Here is a 15467-nt window from a genome sequence, read left to right as displayed (position 1 = left end):
AACCACGGGCTTGCCCCGAGGCGCGGCGGGGTTCAGTTCCGCAGCATCAGTTTTAGGAGTCGAGCATGAATCGTCGAGGCGTTTTGGCAACTGGGGCCGTCGCGGCCGGAAGCATGGCCCTGGCCAGTCAGGCCACGGCGGGCACAGCGCGATCGACCCAAGCCAACAGCCGCTTACGGATCGGCATGATCGGCGTGGGGATGCGCGGACGCGTGCTGCTGCGCGAGTTGGTGCGACGCGACGACGTCGAGGTCGTGGGCCTGTGCGACGTTGAGCAATGGACGCTGGACCGGGCGGTTGAGCAGTTCACCGAGGCGGGCAAGCCGGCCCCGCGGCTGTGGACCGGCTCGCATGAGAGCTGGCGCGAGATGCTGGCGGCGGGCGGACTGGACGGGGTGATCATCGCCACGCCCTGGGAATGGCACGCCCCGATGGCCATTGGGGCCATGGAGGCCGGCGTCGCGGTCGGCTGCGAGGTCGTGGCGGGGGTGACGCTGGACGACCACTGGGAAGTGCTGCGGACCCAGCAGCGGACCAACACGCCCTACATGCTGCTGGAAAATGTCTGCTTCCGGCGCGATGTCATGGCGATCACCCGCATGGTGCGCGAGAGCATCTTTGGCGAGGTCATCCACCTGGAGGGCGGCTATCAGCACGATCTGCGCCATGTGAAATTCAATGGCGGCGTGGTCGGCGAGGCCTATGGCGGCGGCGTCGAGTTCGGCGAGCAGGGCTGGTCAGAGGCGCGCTGGCGCACCCAGCATTCGGTGGACCGGAACGGTGACCTGTACCCCAGCCACGGCATTGGGCCGATGGCGATGTGGGCCAACATCCATCGCGGCAACCGTTTCACGCGCCTGACCAGCTATGCGTCGAAAGCGCGGGGACTGCACGACTATGTGGTGGCCGAGGGCGGGGCGGATCATCCCAATGCGCGGGTAAACTTCCGGCTGGGGGATGTGGTGACGACCTCCATCGCCTGTGAGGACGGCACGACGCTGAGGTTGACCCACGACACCAACCTGCCGCGACCCTATTCGCTGGGGTTCCGGGTGCAGGGCGAAAAGGGCGTCTGGATGGATTTGAATCGGTCCATCTACATTGAGGGGACCAGCCCCGAGCCGCATCGTTGGGAGGCGGCGCAAGCGTGGCTGGACCGCTATGATCACGCCCTGTGGACCCAGTTCGCGGCTCAGGCCGAGGGCGCGGGACACGGCGGCATGGACTTCTTCGTCATCCACGTCTTCATCGAGGCGCTGAAGGTGGGTGCGGCGATGCCGATCGACATCTATGACGCCGTCGCCTGGAGCGCGATCACGCCGCTGTCGGAGGCCTCGATCGCGGCGGGCAATGCGACCGTCGACTTCCCCGATTTCACCGAGGGCCGCTGGCGCGAACCCCGCACCTGGAGTGTCTGAGATGGACAAACCCAAGTTGATCATTGGCGACAAGGCGTTTTCGACCTGGTCGCTGCGACCGTGGCTGGTGCTCAAGCACTGCGGGGCGGATTTCGATGAGGTGGTGATCCACCTGGATCAGCCAGATACCGCCGCGGAGATCGCGCGCTATTCGGGAGCGGGCAAGGTGCCGGTGCTGGTCGTGGATGGGGTGTCGATCTGGGATTCCCTGGCGATCAGCGTCTGGGCGGCGGAGCGTTACCCGAACGCGGGGCTATGGCCGGCCGATCCCCACGCGCGCTGGGTCGCCCGGTCCGTGACGTGCGAAATGCATTCGGCCTTCGGCGCGTTGCGCAGCGAATGCGGCATGGGGACGGACCATCCGATGGTCGGCCCGCCGGGCCCGGCCAAGGTGGTCAGCGAGGCCTTGGCCGCCGACATTCGCCGGCTGGTGACGGTCTTCCGCGAGTGCCGTGACCGCTGGGGCGAGGGCGGACCCTATCTGTTCGGGGCCTGGTCGATGGCCGACGCCTTTTACACGCCGGTGGCGGCGCGGGTGCGGCACTATCAGCTGGACCTGGCGGCGCACGGTGACGACGGCACGGCGTCGGCCTATTGCGCGGCCCTGCTGAGCCAGCCGGATTTCCTGGAGTGGGAGAGGGCGGGGTTGGCGGAGCGGGGCTAGATCGCCCCGATCGCCTTCATGCTGACCACGCGCTGGTCGGTGGCGGCACCCTTGATGCCCTGACGGCCGACGATGAGGTGGTCGTGGACGTCTATCTTCAGCAGCTTGCCGGCGTCGATGATCTGGCGGGTCATGTCGATGTCCGCCTGGCTGGGGGTCGGGTCGCCGGACGGGTGGTTGTGAACGAGGATGACGGCGGAGGCGTGCAGCTCCATGGCGCGGCGGATGACCTCGCGCGGATAGGCTGGGGCATGGTCGACGGTGCCGCGGCCCATGACCTCATCGGCTAGAAGCTGGTTCTTGCGGTCGAGGAACAGCACGCGGAACTGTTCGCGCGGCTGGTGCTGGAGGGTGACGCGCACATAGTCGACCAGGGCGGTGAACGAGCCGATGATCTTGCGCGGGGCGGCCACCTCGCCGGTCACGCGCCGGGCCAGGTCGTGCAGGGCCATCAGATCCAGTGCCGTCTCCTTGCCGATGACCTTGGTGCGCCCCTTGGTGTCTTCGGCACGGACGGAAATCAGGTCTTCGAGTGAAGCGTCGAGCACGGCGCCGAGCGATCCGAACCGCGTCAGCAGGGCCTTGGCCAGGGGTTTGACGTCGCCCTGCGGCTGGCTACGAAAGAGGAAGAACTCCAGAAGCTCATAGTCGGGCAGGGCAGGCATCCCGGCCTTGCGGGCGCGCTCGCGCAGGCGTTCGCGGTGGCCGGCGTGGTGGGGGCGCGGCTTCGGCTTAGCCGGCTCTGCCGCCGCGGCGAAGAGCTCGGGAAAGGCGATGACCGTAGAGGCGGCAGGCATGGCGTCCTCCGTTCAGAGAACGACACCATGACAGAACGAATGGGGAACGTCTAGCTTTCGCCAAACACCGGTCGGAATAGCCCCTTCGGGCTGCCGGTGAAGATCTCGATCCCGTCCTCCGTCACGCCGACTGTATGCTCGCACTGGGCCGAGAGGGACTTGTCGCGGGTCACGGCGGTCCAGCCATCGGACAGGACCTTCACCTGGGGCTTGCCCAGGTTCACCATCGGCTCGACGGTGAAGAACATGCCGGGTTCCAGCGTCGCGCCCTGGCCGCGCTTGCCATAGTGCAGGACGTTGGGCGCATCGTGGAAAACGCGGCCGATGCCGTGACCACAGAAATCACGCACCACCGACATGCGCTGAGCCTCGACATATTGCTGGATGGCCCAGCCGATGTCGCCGAAGGTGTTGCCGGGCTTGACCATGGCCAGGCCCTTGTCCAGCGACTCATAGGTGGTGTCGATCAGCCGCTTGGCGCGGACATTGATTTCGCCGACCGGATACATGCGGCTGGTATCGCCGTGCCAACCGTCGACGATGACCGTGACGTCGATGTTGGCGATGTCGCCATCGTTCAGGCGCAGGTTCGGTCGCTCGCCCGGGATGCCGTGGCAGACGACATGGTTGGCCGAGATGCAGGTGGTCTTTTCGTAGCCCTTGTAGCCGAGGCAGGCGGGGATGGCCTGGTGATCGAGAATGAACTCACGCGCCAGATCATCAAGATAGGCCGTCTCGACACCGGGCGTGACGTGATCGGTCAGCATATCCAGACATTCGGCCGCCAGCCGGCCAGCCGCGCGCATGCCCTCGAAATCGTCGGGGCGGTGACGCTTGATCACTCCGGTCCGGATGTAGGCGTCGTCGTTGAGGTCGAGATCCTGGATTTCCATGTATCGAGCACTGATTGATGCGAGGCGGCGTATGTGGACAGCCTAGCACGATTTCTCAAGGTCCGGCGCTTGCGAAGGGCCAGTTCGATATCGGGCGCGTGCGGGGTCTTGTCCCAGTGATACGGCTGGACCACCAATCGCCAAACGGCGTGGACCTGGGCGATGGTGGTGAGGCTCCAGTAGAGGGGAGCGGTCACGATCATCCACGCATCGACTGCGATTCCAGATCGCCGACAACCCAGGGCAAGGGCCGCGAGGGCGACGGCCCAGCCAAGCAAAAGCAGGACACTGTCCTGGGGAGCAATACTCGGTAGGGAGCCGTTCAGGGCATGGATCAGGAAATTGGCGACGATCCAGGTGAGGACCACCCCCTGGAGGGCGGCGGAGGCGACAGCTGCCGCCAAGGTCAAGGCCAGGACAATCAAGCCCGATGTTCTCAGCCCGATCGGGCAGCGTAGATTCACCCCGATCGTTTGCATGAAGCCCTTTAGCCACCGCGTGCGTTGAGGCAGCCACGCCTTGAGATTGGGCGGCGGGCTCTCGCGCGTCGGCAAGCCGAGAACATCGCTTCGGTAGCCGAACCGGGCCAGGCGAAAGCCGAGATCGGCATCCTCGGTAACATTCCAGGCGTCCCATCCGCCGATCCGGCGCAGCACATCGACGCGAAAGTGATTGCTGGTTCCCCCCAGAGGCAAGGGTAATCGGAACCGGGCGAGTGCAGGCAGGATGACCTCGAACAGCGCCGCATATTCCATGGCGAACTGGCGTTCCAGCCAGGTCGACCGACGCCCGAGCGTGCGAATGCGCAGGGGGGCCTGAAGGCACGCGAGCTGTCGGTCGCCGGTGGCAAACCGTAGCGCGGCTTCGCGGAGTTGGTCCGGGTGAGGTTCGTCCTCGGCATCATAGACGGTCAAAAGACCGGGCCGGGCTTGTTCCAGGGCGACGTTCAGCGCGCGCGGCTTCGTCTGTGGATACCCGCGAGCGGCGGTGAGGGGTTTGAGCCAGGATGGCTTGGGTGTGTCGAGAATGGCGTCCAGCGTCGCCCTGTCGTCCGACTCGACGACGAGCAGACCGGTCAGGGCGCTATTTGGATAGTTCAGGCGGCTCAATCGGCGAACCAGTTGCGGAACAATCGCGGCCTCATCCTTGAGGGCGACGACCACTGTGTAGTGGGGCCACCGCCGAGGCCGGTTCGAAGGTGCGATGGTGGCGCGCGGAGGCACCACGCAGCAGGCCGCCTTGAACAGGACGACCCCGGCGAAGCCGACCCAGAGCAGGACTGTCAGGGCTTGCCAGAGTGTGGCCGGCACGACGACGACAGCGGCGAGGGCCGATACCAGGCCGGTTAGAAGAAGATAGGGGACGTGGATGTCCGTGCCGGGGCGGGTGCTGAGGCCGCTCGGAAGCCACACATGGCTGTGCAAGCGGCTGTCTGCCCCGTCCACCCTATTGCTCCGGCCTGCCTCTGATTGGTGCAAACGAACCATGTTCCCTCAATGCGAGCAAGGGATAGGCTGTTCGTGCGGTTGCCCGACGCGGGGCGAGAAGGCTATTGAGGTCGATCCCGAGTTGTCTGGAGATGTCCTTGGCCGTCACCCAAATCCGCCCTGCCAGTGGTCGATCTGCCCGCAAGCCCAAGGGCGAGGGCCACGTTCGTCGTGCAGAAATTCTGGCGGCGGCTGAACGGCTGTTCGTTGAGCGCGGGTACGAGGGTGCGACGATCCGCAAGATCGCGGATGAAGTCGGTGTTTCATCGACGGCGCTCTATATGCACTTCAAGGACAAGGCCGAAATTCTGGCCGAGATCTGTGAGGCCGGCTTCGGCAAGCTGGCGGCGGTGACCGATGAGATCGAGGCCGAAACCCAGACCGCCGAGATGGCCCTCCGGCGCAAGATGCGCGCCTATTACGAATTCGGCTTTGCCAATCCCAACGCGTATCGGCTGATCTATTTGACCCGGCCCGGAGAAGCCGGCGGGGCCGAAGAGGCGGCGCGCCGGGTTGGTCGTGGCCTGTTCGAGCGTCTGCGTTCTACCGTTGAGGATATGTCAAAGGAGGGTCGGCTGAATCGCGATCCTCACACGGCAACCCAACTGATCTGGGCAGGCGTGCATGGGCTGGTCTCGTTGATGCTGACCAAGCCCTATTTTGACTGGGATGATCGAGACACGCTGTTCGACGCCATGTTCAACGCGATCTTGTCGGACCTGACACGCGAATGAAGTGCGGCACCTGGGGTTTGCTGATCCTCTTGATGGCGGCACCCCCGGCCCTGGCGGGGCCACGCGTGGCCTCGCTGGATCAGTGCGCTGACCAGTATGTCCTGGCGCTGGCTGACGCCGACGACATCGTCGGTGTCTCTCCTCGGGCCGATGACGCGGATTCCTGGTTGCGTTCTCACGGACAGCGGGCGCGTCGCCTGCGTCCCACGCTAGAGGCCATCACGGTAGCTGAGCCGGACGTGGTGGTCCGTTATTGGGGTGGGGATCAGCGTTTGCTGGCCGCACTCGAACGGCGAGGCGTGCGGGTCATCCAGATTGACGATGCCACAGAGTTTGCGGGTGTGCGGGACAATATTCGCCGGGTTAGCACGGCGCTGAGCCAGCCTGGTCGCGGGGCCGATCTGATTGCCGGAATGGAGCGCAATCTGATGCAAAGCCAGGGTGCCTGGAACGGCGAGCCGGCGCTGTATCTGACGGCGGCGGGCTGGACCTCCGGGCGGGGAACGCTGATTGATGCCATCCTTCGGGCCGCCGGGTTGTCCAATGCCTGGGACGGGCCGAGCTTTGCGCCCATATCGGTGGAGCATCTGATCCTCCATCCACCGCGCCGATACGTTCTGGGGTTCTTTGATGCGGTGCGGGCCGACCGACGCGGCGCGGGTCGACACCCGAGCGTGCGGCGACGGACCACTTACCGGACCGTGGTGTCGCTGCCCGGATCCATGCTGGGGTGCCCGGCGTGGTTTGCAGCCGACGCTAGCCGAAGCCTGGCGCGGGCGGCGCACGAGCGATGAGGGCGCAAGGCCTGAGCCTGGCGATGGCGGTCGGACTGCTGGTCGCGATCGTCCTGTCTCTGTTTGTCGGGGAGGTTGCCCTGTCGGGGGAGCAGTACCGGCAGGCCTTTCAGGACCTGGCCTCGGCACCGGGGGAGATCCTTTGGCAAGTTCGTGCCCCGCGCGCGCTCGCGGCAGCCCTGACCGGCGGTGCTCTGGGGCTGGCAGGGGCTATTCTGCAGGGGTTATTGAGAAATCCCCTGGCCGATCCGGGTGTGCTGGGCGTCTCGGCCACAGCGGCCTTTATGGCGGCCCTGGTGATCGTGTCCGGTCTGGCTCTGGTTCCGGGTGCCGTCGAAACTGCGGCCTGGATTGGGGCTCTGGCGTGTGGGGGCGGGCTGGCGCTCTTTACGGCGCGCGTGCGTGAGCCGGAGGCGTTGATCCTCTTCGGCGTGGCCATGTCGAGCTTCTTTGGGGCGGCAACGGCCCTGGTGTTCAATCTGTCGCCGTCGCCGATCGCGACAGCCGAGGTCTTGGCCTGGTTGATGGGATCCGTCGAGGCCCGGAGTTGGCTCGATAGCTTGTGGGCGGCACCGGCGCTGTTCCTGGCGCTGTTCCTGGCGATGCGGGCGGCACCGGGGCTCAAGATGCTGACCCTGGGCGAGGTCGCTGCGGAGGCGTCTGGCCTGAGGATGGGCCGATTGAAGATGGCGGCGATTCTGGGCGCGTCGCTGGCGACGGGGGCGGCGGTTGCCCTGGCGGGTGTGATCGGCTTCGTCGGTCTGGCGGCTCCACATCTAGTGCGGCGGCTGGCTCGGGAAGATCCGGCGCGCCTGCTGATCCCGTCGAGTCTGACAGGGGCGCTGATTCTGGTGGCGGCGGACGTCCTGGCCCGTCTTGTCCCGACCGATCAGGAACTGAAGCTGGGGGTGTTCACCGCCCTGATCGGCGCACCGCTTTTTGCCCTCATCGCCTGGCGCGCAGCCCGGAGCTGGCGCACATGAGCCGGCTGTCGATCCGCAATCTGCATGCTCGGCAAGGCGCGCGCGAGGTCGTGTCGGGGGTCAATCTGGAGGTGCCCCCCCGCGAGATGGTTGCCCTCGTCGGCCCGAACGGCGCCGGTAAATCGACCCTGATGCTGGCTGCGGCCGGGCTGCACCGGATAACGCGCGGCGAGTCCCGACTGGATGGAGAGGTGATCCACAAGGTCGATGTGGTTCAGCGATCCCTGCGTCTGGGCTACCTGCCTCAGGAGCGTCGACTGGCGTGGGGCATGCCCGCCCTCGAGGTCGCCGCCCTGGGCGCGCCGTTTTCCACGCCGCCGGCGGCGCGGGAAAGGGGTCGAGAAGCGCTGGCGTTGTTCGGCATTGAGGATCTGGCGGCTACGTCGGTCTTCGCCCTGTCGGGGGGGGAGCGCGCGCGTGTGTTGCTCGCGCGTCTGTTTGCCACGCAAGCCAGCCTGCTCATGGCTGATGAACCGGTGGCGGGGCTGGACCCGGATGCCCAGTTGATGTGCCTGGAACGCCTGCGTGATCACAGCCGCGCAGGAGGCTCGGTCCTCGTGACCCTCCACGATCTGACGCTGGCGGCTCGATTCGCCGACCGCGTGGCCGTTCTGGATCAGGGACGCATCGTCAGTGACGGTCCGCCCGAAGACGCTCTGTCGCCGCGGGTGCTCAAGACCGTGTTCGGCCTAAAGGCACAATGGATTGAAGCCGGTGATCAACGGCTTCTACTCGCTGAGCGCGCTTAATAGCTGTAACCGCGCGACAGTTCCTGCGACAGGTTGATTTCGGCCTGGCCGTCATTCAATCGAGCGCGATAAACCTGCATGTTTTCCATTACTCGCATCATGTAGTTGCGAGTTTCCGTGAAGGGCGCGCACTCGATGAAATCCACAGGATCGGTCGAGGCACCGCGCGGATCGCCGCAGTAGGCCATCCACTGGGCCGGACGCGCCGGGCCGGCATTGTAGCCGATGGTCGCCAGCAGGTAGGAGCCGCCGAAGTCTGAGGCCAGTTCACCCAGGTGGTAGGTGCCCAGTTCGACATTGTAGTCTGGCTCGTACAGGGCCTCGGCCCCACGCCAGGGCACGCCCATGCGGCGGGCCACGCCCGACGCCGTTGCCGGTAGAAGCTGCATCATGCCGCGCGCATTGGCATGCGAGCGGACCCGGGGATCAAAGGCGCTTTCCTGGCGAATGATGGCGTGGACGAAGGCGGGGTCGGGGGCACCGGTCACCGGCGGAACATAGGTGACCGGATAGCCGCGCTCGGCCAAGGGGAAGCCCCGCTGGGCCGCCGTGCGAGCGACGTGCATGGACAGATCCTGCATGCCGTACGCCCGTGAAAGGTCGACCAGCAACGCATAGTCGGTGGCGTTGGTCAGTTGGCCATCCAGATCCATGACAAATACGCGAACCAAGGTATTCTCGCCCGCAGACGCCAGGGCGCGAATGGCCTGAACCACCGGATAGGATTCAAAGCGGGCGCGATCGGCCTCGGTTGGCTGGGGCTCGGGCGGCAGGCGCAGGGTCCGCATATTGGCGCGCTCAGCCGCAAGCTGGCCATAGAAGGCCCAGGTGTATTGCGCGCCTTGACGGTAATAGGCGTCAGCGCCGGCGCGGTCGCCTTGCGCCTCCGCAGCGCGGCCCAGCCAGTAGAAGGCGCGGCTCTGGGTGATCGGCGTGCTGGAGATCTGGCGAAGCTGCTCGAAGTGCCGAGCGGCCTGGGCGGGATTGTTCAGCTTTGTCAGGGCGACCCAGCCGGCAAAGAACTCAGCATCCACGGCGCGGTCGCCGCTGGTGAAGCCGTGTCCGGCCATGGCGTGGTAGGCCGACGTGTAGTCCCGGGCCTGAAGCGCATCGATGAAATAGTTGCGCCGCTCGGTCCACATCAGATCCTGGCCGTCAGAGTGGGTCGGGGCCGCCGGGAAACGGGACAGGTACTGGAAGCCGTTCCATTCCTGACCGCTCAGGCGCGCACGCCGGGCCCGCTCCAGCGCCAGGCCGGCATCGTTCTCGAACTGTCCGGGGACGTAAGGAGAGTCGCTGCCGCTGCGGATGGCCATGCGGGCTTCGGCCAAGGCGCGGTAATCGGGCGAAACTCGGCTCAGCATGGCCCGGGTCGCAGGGCCGTGCGGACCATAGAGCAGGGTGTTGAGCCGCGCCTCATGGTCGGTCGGCGTCAGGATCGAGCCATAGGTCGAATAGAAGCGGTCTTGGGTCGAGGAATCGAAAGAATAGTCCCGCCACCAGCGCCGGATGAGGGCATCGGCTTCGTCAGAGCGCCCGGTCGCCGTCAGGGCCTGGGCCAGGGCCATGGCACCGTCGGCAGTGGTGGGCTCAGCCCCCGAAAAGATGCTGAGCACCTCGCTGGGCGAGGCATAGGCATTGGCCAGGGCGCGTTCGGTCGCGCGTTGGCGGGTTTCAGCCCGGGGCCATCCGGCCAGATCAGTCCGGGCCGCGGATAGTTCGCCCCAGCCGACCCGGTCTTCGACGACATCGATCAGCGCCCAGCGGATGATCTGACGCTCGATCGGACTGGCGCTGGCGGCATAGGCCTGGGCCGAGCCGATGTCGCCATTCCGGGCGGCGGCGAGGCCCAGGGCGAAGGACTGGGATTGGGCATACTGAGCCGACGCGGCGCCGGCCGTGGTGACGGCGGGGTCCGCCGCCGGTTGGAACAGGGCGACGACCGCGGCGACCGCTGCCTGAATCCATTCCGTCATGCCTTTGATCCCTTGTTCGATTCAAACGGTTGCGACGCTCCTGGCGCGCGCCTAGTTTTGCGGGCCATTTAGCGAGCGAGACCCTTTGCCCATGACCGGCCCCCTGTTCAAGGGAGTGATCACCGCGTTGATCACACCCTTTCGTGACGGAAAAGTGGACGAAACGGCGTTTTGTCAACTGATCGAACGTCAAATTTCTGGCGGTGTACACGGGGTCGTGCCGGTCGGGACCACCGGCGAGAGCGCGACCGTGTCCGTCGATGAGCACAAGCGGATCGTCGAACTGTGCGTGAACACCGTGGCCGGGCGGGCCCGCGTGATTGCCGGGGCAGGGGCCTCGGCCACCGACAAGGCGATTGATCTGGTGCGCCACGCCAAGACGGTCGGGGCGGATGGTGCCCTGGTGGTGACGCCCTATTACAACCGGCCTAGCCAGGAAGGGTTGTACGCCCATTTCGCGGCTATCAACGACGCGGTGCAGTTGCCGGTGGTGCTGTACAATGTGCCGGGGCGCACGGGCGTGGATCTGGCCGATGCGACGACCGCGCGCCTGTCGAAGTTGCCGAATGTTGTCGGGATCAAGGACGCGACCGGTGATCTGGGTCGGATCAGTCGCCAGCGGCTGGACTGCGCCGAGGGCTTTTCGTTGATCTCGGGCGATGACCCGAGCTGGCTGGGCTACCTGGCGCATGGTGGCCACGGCGTGATCTCGGTCACGTCCAACGTCGCGCCGCGGGCCATGGCCGATCTCTATGAGGCGACAATCGCGGGCAACTGGGACGGCGCGCGCGCTGTTCAGGACCGGCTCATCGGTCTGCACAAGGCGCTGTTCATGGATTCCTCGCCGTCACCGGCGAAATATGTGCTGGCGAAGCTGGGTCTGTGCTCGGAAGAGATCCGTCTGCCGCTGGTTCGGTGCAACGACGCCGCGAAGCCTTCCATCGATGCGGCCCTTGCCGTCGCCGGCGTGGGTGAATGAGCCAGGCCCCGTCCAGAAAGCTGATCGCCGAGAACCGGCGGGCGCGGTACGACTATTTCCTCGATGACGCGGTGGAGGCGGGCCTTGTGCTGACCGGCACCGAGGTGAAGTCCCTCAGGAACGGCCGGGCCAACATCGCCGAGAGCTATGCGGCGGTGGAGGGGCGCGAGATCGTGCTGATCAACGCCGACATCCCACCCTATGGCCAGGCCAACCGCTTCAACCACGAGCCGCGCCGGCCGCGCAAACTGCTGCTCAGCCGCCGCCAGATCGACCGCATGATCGCCTCGGTCCAGCGCGAGGGCCGCACCATCGTGCCGGTGAAGCTCTATTTCAACGACAAGGGCCTGGCCAAGCTCGAGATCGCCCTGGCCAAGGGCAAGAAGGTCCACGACAAACGCGAGACGGAAGCGGCGCGCGATTGGCAGAGGGATAAGGCCCGGCTGATGCGGGAGAAGGGGTAGGGCGCTTGACCTTTCCGCCCCCCGCGCGTAGAAGCCGCCCACCTTCGAGTCGGGCGGTTCACCGTCCTTCGTGATCGTGACAATTGAACGCGACGGGTTGTACCCGCCGGAACGGCCAGAGCGCCCGTTCCGGCTTTTGCGTTTGAGCGGCTTGATCAGTCTCGAAATTACCCGGGCGGTCCATCAGGGCCGTTCAAAAGAAGGCTCACTGAGGCGCCCCGGCCGAAAGGCACACGCCTCCACATCGAAAGAGACTGAATACCGAATGCCTACGATCAACCAGCTGATCCGCAAGCCGCGCCAGCCCAAGCCGGTTCGCAACAAGGTTCCCGCCCTGCAGGGCTGCCCCCAGAAGCGCGGCGTCTGCACGCGCGTCTACACCACGACCCCGAAGAAGCCGAACTCGGCCCTTCGTAAGGTCGCCAAGGTCCGCCTGGCCAAGTCCGGCGTCGAAGCCGTGTGCTACATCCCCGGTGAAGGCCATAACCTGCAGGAGCACTCGGTGGTCCTGATCCGCGGTGGCCGCGTGAAGGACCTTCCGGGCGTCCGCTACCACATCCTGCGCGGCGTGCTCGACACGCAAGGCGTCAAGGACCGCAAGCAGCGCCGTTCGCTCTACGGCGCCAAGCGTCCGAAATAAGCCCTGCGCGTCCAAAGATTTAAGAGGAACATCCCATGTCCCGTCGTCGCCGCGCAGAGAAGCGCGAAATCCTGCCGGATCCCAAGTTTGGCGATCTGGTCGTCACCAAGTTCATGAACTACGTCATGTACGAGGGCAAAAAGGCCGTGGCCGAGAACATCGTCTACGGTGCCTTCGACATCCTGGAAGCCAAGCGTCGCGAATCGACCGCTCTGGAAACCTTCCACGCCGCGCTGGAAAACGTTTCGCCGGCCGTCGAAGTCCGTTCGCGCCGGGTGGGTGGGGCCACCTATCAGGTGCCGGTCGAGGTCCGTCCGGACCGCCGTCGCGCCCTGGCCATCCGCTGGGTCATCAACGCCGCGCGCAACCGCGGTGAGAACACCATGACCGAGAAGCTGGCGGGTGAACTGCTGGACGCGGCCAACAACCGCGGCTCGGCCGTCAAGAAGCGCGAAGACACCCACAAGATGGCCGAAGCAAACCGGGCCTTCTCGCATTACCGCTGGTAGCCTTTAAAGCGTCATAGACGCGCACTATCTAAGGGTATCGGTCGCGGGCGGTTTGAGCTAAATCGCCCGCGCCGTTTATCCGAAAAGCTGAATCCACCGACCGGGGCGCACCGACCGCGCCCAGACATCTCATCAAGGCGCTACGTATGTCCCGCACGCATAAGATCGAAGACTACCGCAACTTCGGCATCATGGCCCACATTGATGCGGGCAAGACCACGACGACCGAACGCATCCTCTACTACACCGGCAAGTCCCATAAGATCGGCGAAGTCCACGACGGTGCCGCCACCATGGACTGGATGGAGCAGGAGCAGGAACGCGGCATCACCATCACGTCCGCTGCCACGACCGCCATCTGGAACGGCAAGCGCCTGAACATCATCGACACCCCCGGCCACGTCGACTTCACGATTGAAGTTGAGCGTTCGCTGCGCGTGCTCGACGGCGCGGTCACGGTTCTCGACGGCAACGCCGGCGTTGAGCCGCAGACGGAAACGGTGTGGCGCCAAGCCGACAAGTACAAGGTTCCGCGCATCGTCTTCGTCAACAAGATGGACAAGATCGGTGCCGATTTCGACAAGTCGGTCGAGTCGATCCGCGACCGTCTGGGGGCGAAGGCTGTGCCGATCCAGTTCCCGATCGGCGCGGAAAGCTCGCTGTCGGGTCTGGTCGACCTGGTCCGCATGAAGGCGGTGGTCTGGGACAACGACGGCCTGGGCGCTTCGTATCGTGACGAAGAAATTCCGGCGGATCTGCAGGCCAAGGCTGAAGAAGCCCGTCAGTACCTGATCGAATGTGCCGTGGAACTCGATGACGAGGCGATGGAAGCCTATCTGGAAGGCAATGAGCCGTCCGAAGAGGTCATCAAGAAGTGCCTGCGCAAGGCCGTTCTGACGGGTGCCTTCTATCCGATCCTGTGCGGCTCGGCCTTCAAGAACAAAGGCGTGCAGACGCTGCTGGACGCCGTCGTCGACTATCTGCCGTCGCCGATCGACATTCCGCCGACGCCGGGTATCGACTTCAAGACTGAAGAGCCCGTCGTTCGCAAGGCGTCGGACGATGAACCTCTGTCGGTTCTGGCGTTCAAGATCATGGACGATCCCTTCGTCGGCTCGCTGACCTTCTGCCGCATCTATTCGGGCAAGATGGAAACCGGCCAGTCGCTGTTGAACTCGTCGCGCGACAAGAAAGAGCGCGTCGGTCGGATGCTGTTGATGCACTCGAACAACCGCGAAGACATCAAGGAAGCCTATGCCGGTGACATCGTCGCCCTGGCCGGCCTGAAGGAAACCCGCACGGGGGACACCCTGTGTGATCCGCTCAAGTCGCCGGTCATCCTGGAGAAGATGGAATTCCCCGCGCCGGTCATCGAGATCGCCGTGGAGCCGAAGTCCAAGGCCGACCAGGAGAAGCTGGGCGTGGCGCTCGCCAAGCTGGCCGGTGAGGATCCGTCCTTCACCGTCTCGACCGACCACGAGTCGGGCCAGACCATCCTCAAGGGGATGGGCGAGCTGCACCTGGACATCAAGATCGACATTCTGAAGCGCACCTACAAGGTCGAGGCCAACATCGGTGCGCCGCAGGTGGCCTATCGTGAAAGCCTCGGCAAGCCGGCGGACATTGACTACACCCACAAGAAGCAGACCGGTGGTACCGGCCAGTTCGCCCGGGTGAAGATCAAGTTTGAACCGGGCGAGCCGGGTTCAGGCTTTGTGTTCGAGTCGGCCATCGTAGGCGGCAACGTGCCCAAGGAATACATCCCGGGCGTTCAGAAGGGCCTCGAGTCGGCCAAGGAAAACGGTCTGCTGGCCGGCTTCCCGCTGATCGACTTCAAGGCGACCCTGTATGACGGCGCGTATCACGACGTCGACTCGTCGGTGCTGGCCTTCGAAATCGCGTCGCGCGCGGCCTTCAAGGAACTGCGCACCCAGGGCGCACCCAAGCTGCTCGAGCCGATCATGGCCGTCGAGGTCGTGACCCCGGAAGAGTATCTGGGTTCGGTCATCGGTGACCTGAACGGTCGCCGGGGCATGATCCAGGGGCAGGACATGCGCGGCAACGCTGTTGTCGTGAACGCCTTCGTCCCGCTCGCCAATATGTTCGGCTATGTGAACACCCTTCGCGGGATGTCGCAGGGCCGGGCCCAGTTCACCATGCAGTACGACCACTACGATCCGGTGCCGCAACACGTCGCCGACGAAGTGATCAAGAAGTACAGCGCTTAATTTAACCCCGAAACCACAGGAAACCCCCGGTCTCGGGGCCCAAGGAGCTATAGAGAAATGGCCAAGGAAAAGTTCGAACGTACGAAGCCGCATTGCAACATCGGCACGATTGGTCACGTTGACCATGGCAAGACGACGCTGACGGCGGCGAT

At 65.1% G+C, this 15467-nt stretch carries 16 protein-coding genes; 12 read left to right on the top strand and 4 right to left on the bottom strand.

Features of this window, described 5'->3' with window-relative positions; genetic code table 11:
- The first annotated feature begins 65 nt into the window (after positions 1 to 65).
- Both G391_RS0111315 and G391_RS0111310 read left to right on the top strand, forming a co-directional pair.
- Positions 66 to 1418 carry a Gfo/Idh/MocA family protein gene (locus tag G391_RS0111315; RefSeq protein WP_029087615.1) on the top strand — a complete coding sequence of 451 codons (1353 nt, stop codon included), beginning with the start codon at positions 66 to 68 and terminating at the stop codon, positions 1416 to 1418.
- 1 nt (position 1419) lies between these two features.
- The gene (locus G391_RS0111310) at positions 1420 to 2082 is read left to right on the top strand and encodes a glutathione S-transferase family protein (RefSeq protein WP_035304450.1); all 663 of its coding nucleotides are present in this window, start codon (positions 1420 to 1422) and stop codon (positions 2080 to 2082) included.
- Here G391_RS0111310 and radC read toward each other — a convergent pair.
- From radC to G391_RS14700, 3 genes are read right to left on the bottom strand one after another with little or no spacing between them, the layout of a single operon-like run.
- Complete coding sequence (gene radC, locus G391_RS14705) at positions 2079 to 2879, bottom strand: RadC family protein (protein WP_051257339.1); 801 nt, start codon at positions 2877 to 2879, stop codon at positions 2079 to 2081. The genes G391_RS0111310 and radC overlap by 4 nt on opposite strands.
- Positions 2880 to 2929: 50 nt before the next feature.
- Positions 2930 to 3772 carry a type I methionyl aminopeptidase gene (gene map, locus G391_RS0111300; RefSeq protein WP_029087613.1) on the bottom strand — a complete coding sequence of 281 codons (843 nt, stop codon included), beginning with the start codon at positions 3770 to 3772 and terminating at the stop codon, positions 2930 to 2932.
- On the bottom strand, positions 3718 to 5217 hold the full coding sequence (locus G391_RS14700; protein ID WP_245572096.1) for a glycosyltransferase family 2 protein: 1500 nt from the start codon (positions 5215 to 5217) through the stop codon (positions 3718 to 3720). The genes map and G391_RS14700 overlap by 55 nt, the downstream gene beginning before the upstream one ends.
- Positions 5218 to 5372: 155 nt before the next feature.
- On the opposite strand from G391_RS14700, the gene G391_RS0111290 reads away from it, so the two are divergent.
- From G391_RS0111290 to G391_RS0111275, 4 genes are read left to right on the top strand one after another with little or no spacing between them, the layout of a single operon-like run.
- Complete coding sequence (locus G391_RS0111290) at positions 5373 to 5993, top strand: TetR/AcrR family transcriptional regulator (protein ID WP_035304464.1); 621 nt, start codon at positions 5373 to 5375, stop codon at positions 5991 to 5993.
- Positions 5990 to 6787 (top strand): ABC transporter substrate-binding protein, encoded by a 798-nt coding sequence (locus tag G391_RS0111285; RefSeq protein WP_029087611.1) that lies wholly within the window; start codon positions 5990 to 5992, stop codon positions 6785 to 6787. The genes G391_RS0111290 and G391_RS0111285 overlap by 4 nt, the downstream gene beginning before the upstream one ends.
- A complete protein-coding gene (locus tag G391_RS0111280) occupies positions 6784 to 7770 on the top strand; it encodes a FecCD family ABC transporter permease (RefSeq protein WP_029087610.1) in 987 nt (328 codons plus the stop codon). Before G391_RS0111285 ends, G391_RS0111280 begins: the two co-directional genes overlap by 4 nt.
- Entirely contained in the window at positions 7767 to 8519 is a 753-nt protein-coding gene (locus G391_RS0111275) for an ABC transporter ATP-binding protein (RefSeq protein WP_029087609.1), read from the top strand. The genes G391_RS0111280 and G391_RS0111275 overlap by 4 nt, the downstream gene beginning before the upstream one ends.
- Here the strand turns inward: G391_RS0111275 and G391_RS14695 are convergent.
- Positions 8516 to 10495, bottom strand: coding sequence for a lytic transglycosylase domain-containing protein (locus G391_RS14695; protein ID WP_051257337.1), 1980 nt, complete (start codon positions 10493 to 10495; stop codon positions 8516 to 8518). The two genes, G391_RS0111275 and G391_RS14695, sit on opposite strands and share 4 nt — an antisense overlap.
- A gap of 91 nt (positions 10496 to 10586) precedes the next feature.
- On the opposite strand from G391_RS14695, the gene dapA reads away from it, so the two are divergent.
- From dapA to G391_RS15650, 6 genes are all read left to right on the top strand, one after another.
- Positions 10587 to 11474: a 4-hydroxy-tetrahydrodipicolinate synthase gene (gene dapA / locus G391_RS0111265; protein WP_029087608.1), complete on the top strand. Its 888-nt coding sequence runs from the start codon at positions 10587 to 10589 to the stop codon at positions 11472 to 11474.
- Positions 11471 to 11938, top strand: coding sequence for an SsrA-binding protein SmpB (gene smpB, locus G391_RS0111260; RefSeq protein ID WP_029087607.1), 468 nt, complete (start codon positions 11471 to 11473; stop codon positions 11936 to 11938). The genes dapA and smpB overlap by 4 nt, the downstream gene beginning before the upstream one ends.
- Positions 11939 to 12203: 265 nt before the next feature.
- On the top strand, positions 12204 to 12578 hold the full coding sequence (gene rpsL / locus G391_RS0111255) for a 30S ribosomal protein S12 (protein WP_029087606.1): 375 nt from the start codon (positions 12204 to 12206) through the stop codon (positions 12576 to 12578).
- A gap of 35 nt (positions 12579 to 12613) precedes the next feature.
- Positions 12614 to 13087, top strand: a complete 474-nt coding sequence (gene rpsG, locus G391_RS0111250; protein ID WP_029087605.1) for a 30S ribosomal protein S7 — start codon at positions 12614 to 12616, stop codon at positions 13085 to 13087.
- Between the two features lie 146 nt (positions 13088 to 13233).
- Positions 13234 to 15315 carry an elongation factor G gene (gene fusA / locus G391_RS0111245; protein ID WP_029087604.1) on the top strand — a complete coding sequence of 694 codons (2082 nt, stop codon included), beginning with the start codon at positions 13234 to 13236 and terminating at the stop codon, positions 15313 to 15315.
- Positions 15316 to 15372: 57 nt separating this feature from the next.
- A partial coding sequence (locus G391_RS15650) for a GTP-binding protein (RefSeq protein WP_132095103.1) occupies positions 15373 to 15467 on the top strand: 95 nt, incomplete at its 3' end.

The sequence above is a fragment of the Brevundimonas aveniformis DSM 17977 genome (genome assembly GCF_000428765.1).
GTDB classification, from domain to species: Bacteria; Pseudomonadota; Alphaproteobacteria; order Caulobacterales; family Caulobacteraceae; genus Brevundimonas; species Brevundimonas aveniformis.
Note: the sequence above shows the minus strand (reverse complement) of the source record. Positions and strands in the feature narration are given on the sequence as shown.

Bases quoted from the DNA above. Each gene is read 5' to 3' on its own strand.
- map (WP_029087613.1), bottom strand. From the start codon at position 3,772: ATGGAAATCCAGGATCTCGACCTCAACGACGACGCCTACATCCGGACC.
- radC (WP_051257339.1), bottom strand. From the start codon at position 2,879: ATGCCTGCCGCCTCTACGGTCATCGCCTTTCCCGAGCTCTTCGCCGCG.
- fusA (WP_029087604.1), top strand. From the start codon at position 13,234: ATGTCCCGCACGCATAAGATCGAAGACTACCGCAACTTCGGCATCATG.
- rpsG (WP_029087605.1), top strand. From the start codon at position 12,614: ATGTCCCGTCGTCGCCGCGCAGAGAAGCGCGAAATCCTGCCGGATCCC.
- dapA (WP_029087608.1), top strand. From the start codon at position 10,587: ATGACCGGCCCCCTGTTCAAGGGAGTGATCACCGCGTTGATCACACCC.
- G391_RS0111280 (WP_029087610.1), top strand. From the start codon at position 6,784: ATGAGGGCGCAAGGCCTGAGCCTGGCGATGGCGGTCGGACTGCTGGTC.
- G391_RS14695 (WP_051257337.1), bottom strand. From the start codon at position 10,495: ATGACGGAATGGATTCAGGCAGCGGTCGCCGCGGTCGTCGCCCTGTTC.
- smpB (WP_029087607.1), top strand. From the start codon at position 11,471: ATGAGCCAGGCCCCGTCCAGAAAGCTGATCGCCGAGAACCGGCGGGCG.
- G391_RS0111315 (WP_029087615.1), top strand. From the start codon at position 66: ATGAATCGTCGAGGCGTTTTGGCAACTGGGGCCGTCGCGGCCGGAAGC.
- G391_RS0111310 (WP_035304450.1), top strand. From the start codon at position 1,420: ATGGACAAACCCAAGTTGATCATTGGCGACAAGGCGTTTTCGACCTGG.
- G391_RS0111285 (WP_029087611.1), top strand. From the start codon at position 5,990: ATGAAGTGCGGCACCTGGGGTTTGCTGATCCTCTTGATGGCGGCACCC.
- rpsL (WP_029087606.1), top strand. From the start codon at position 12,204: ATGCCTACGATCAACCAGCTGATCCGCAAGCCGCGCCAGCCCAAGCCG.
- G391_RS0111275 (WP_029087609.1), top strand. From the start codon at position 7,767: ATGAGCCGGCTGTCGATCCGCAATCTGCATGCTCGGCAAGGCGCGCGC.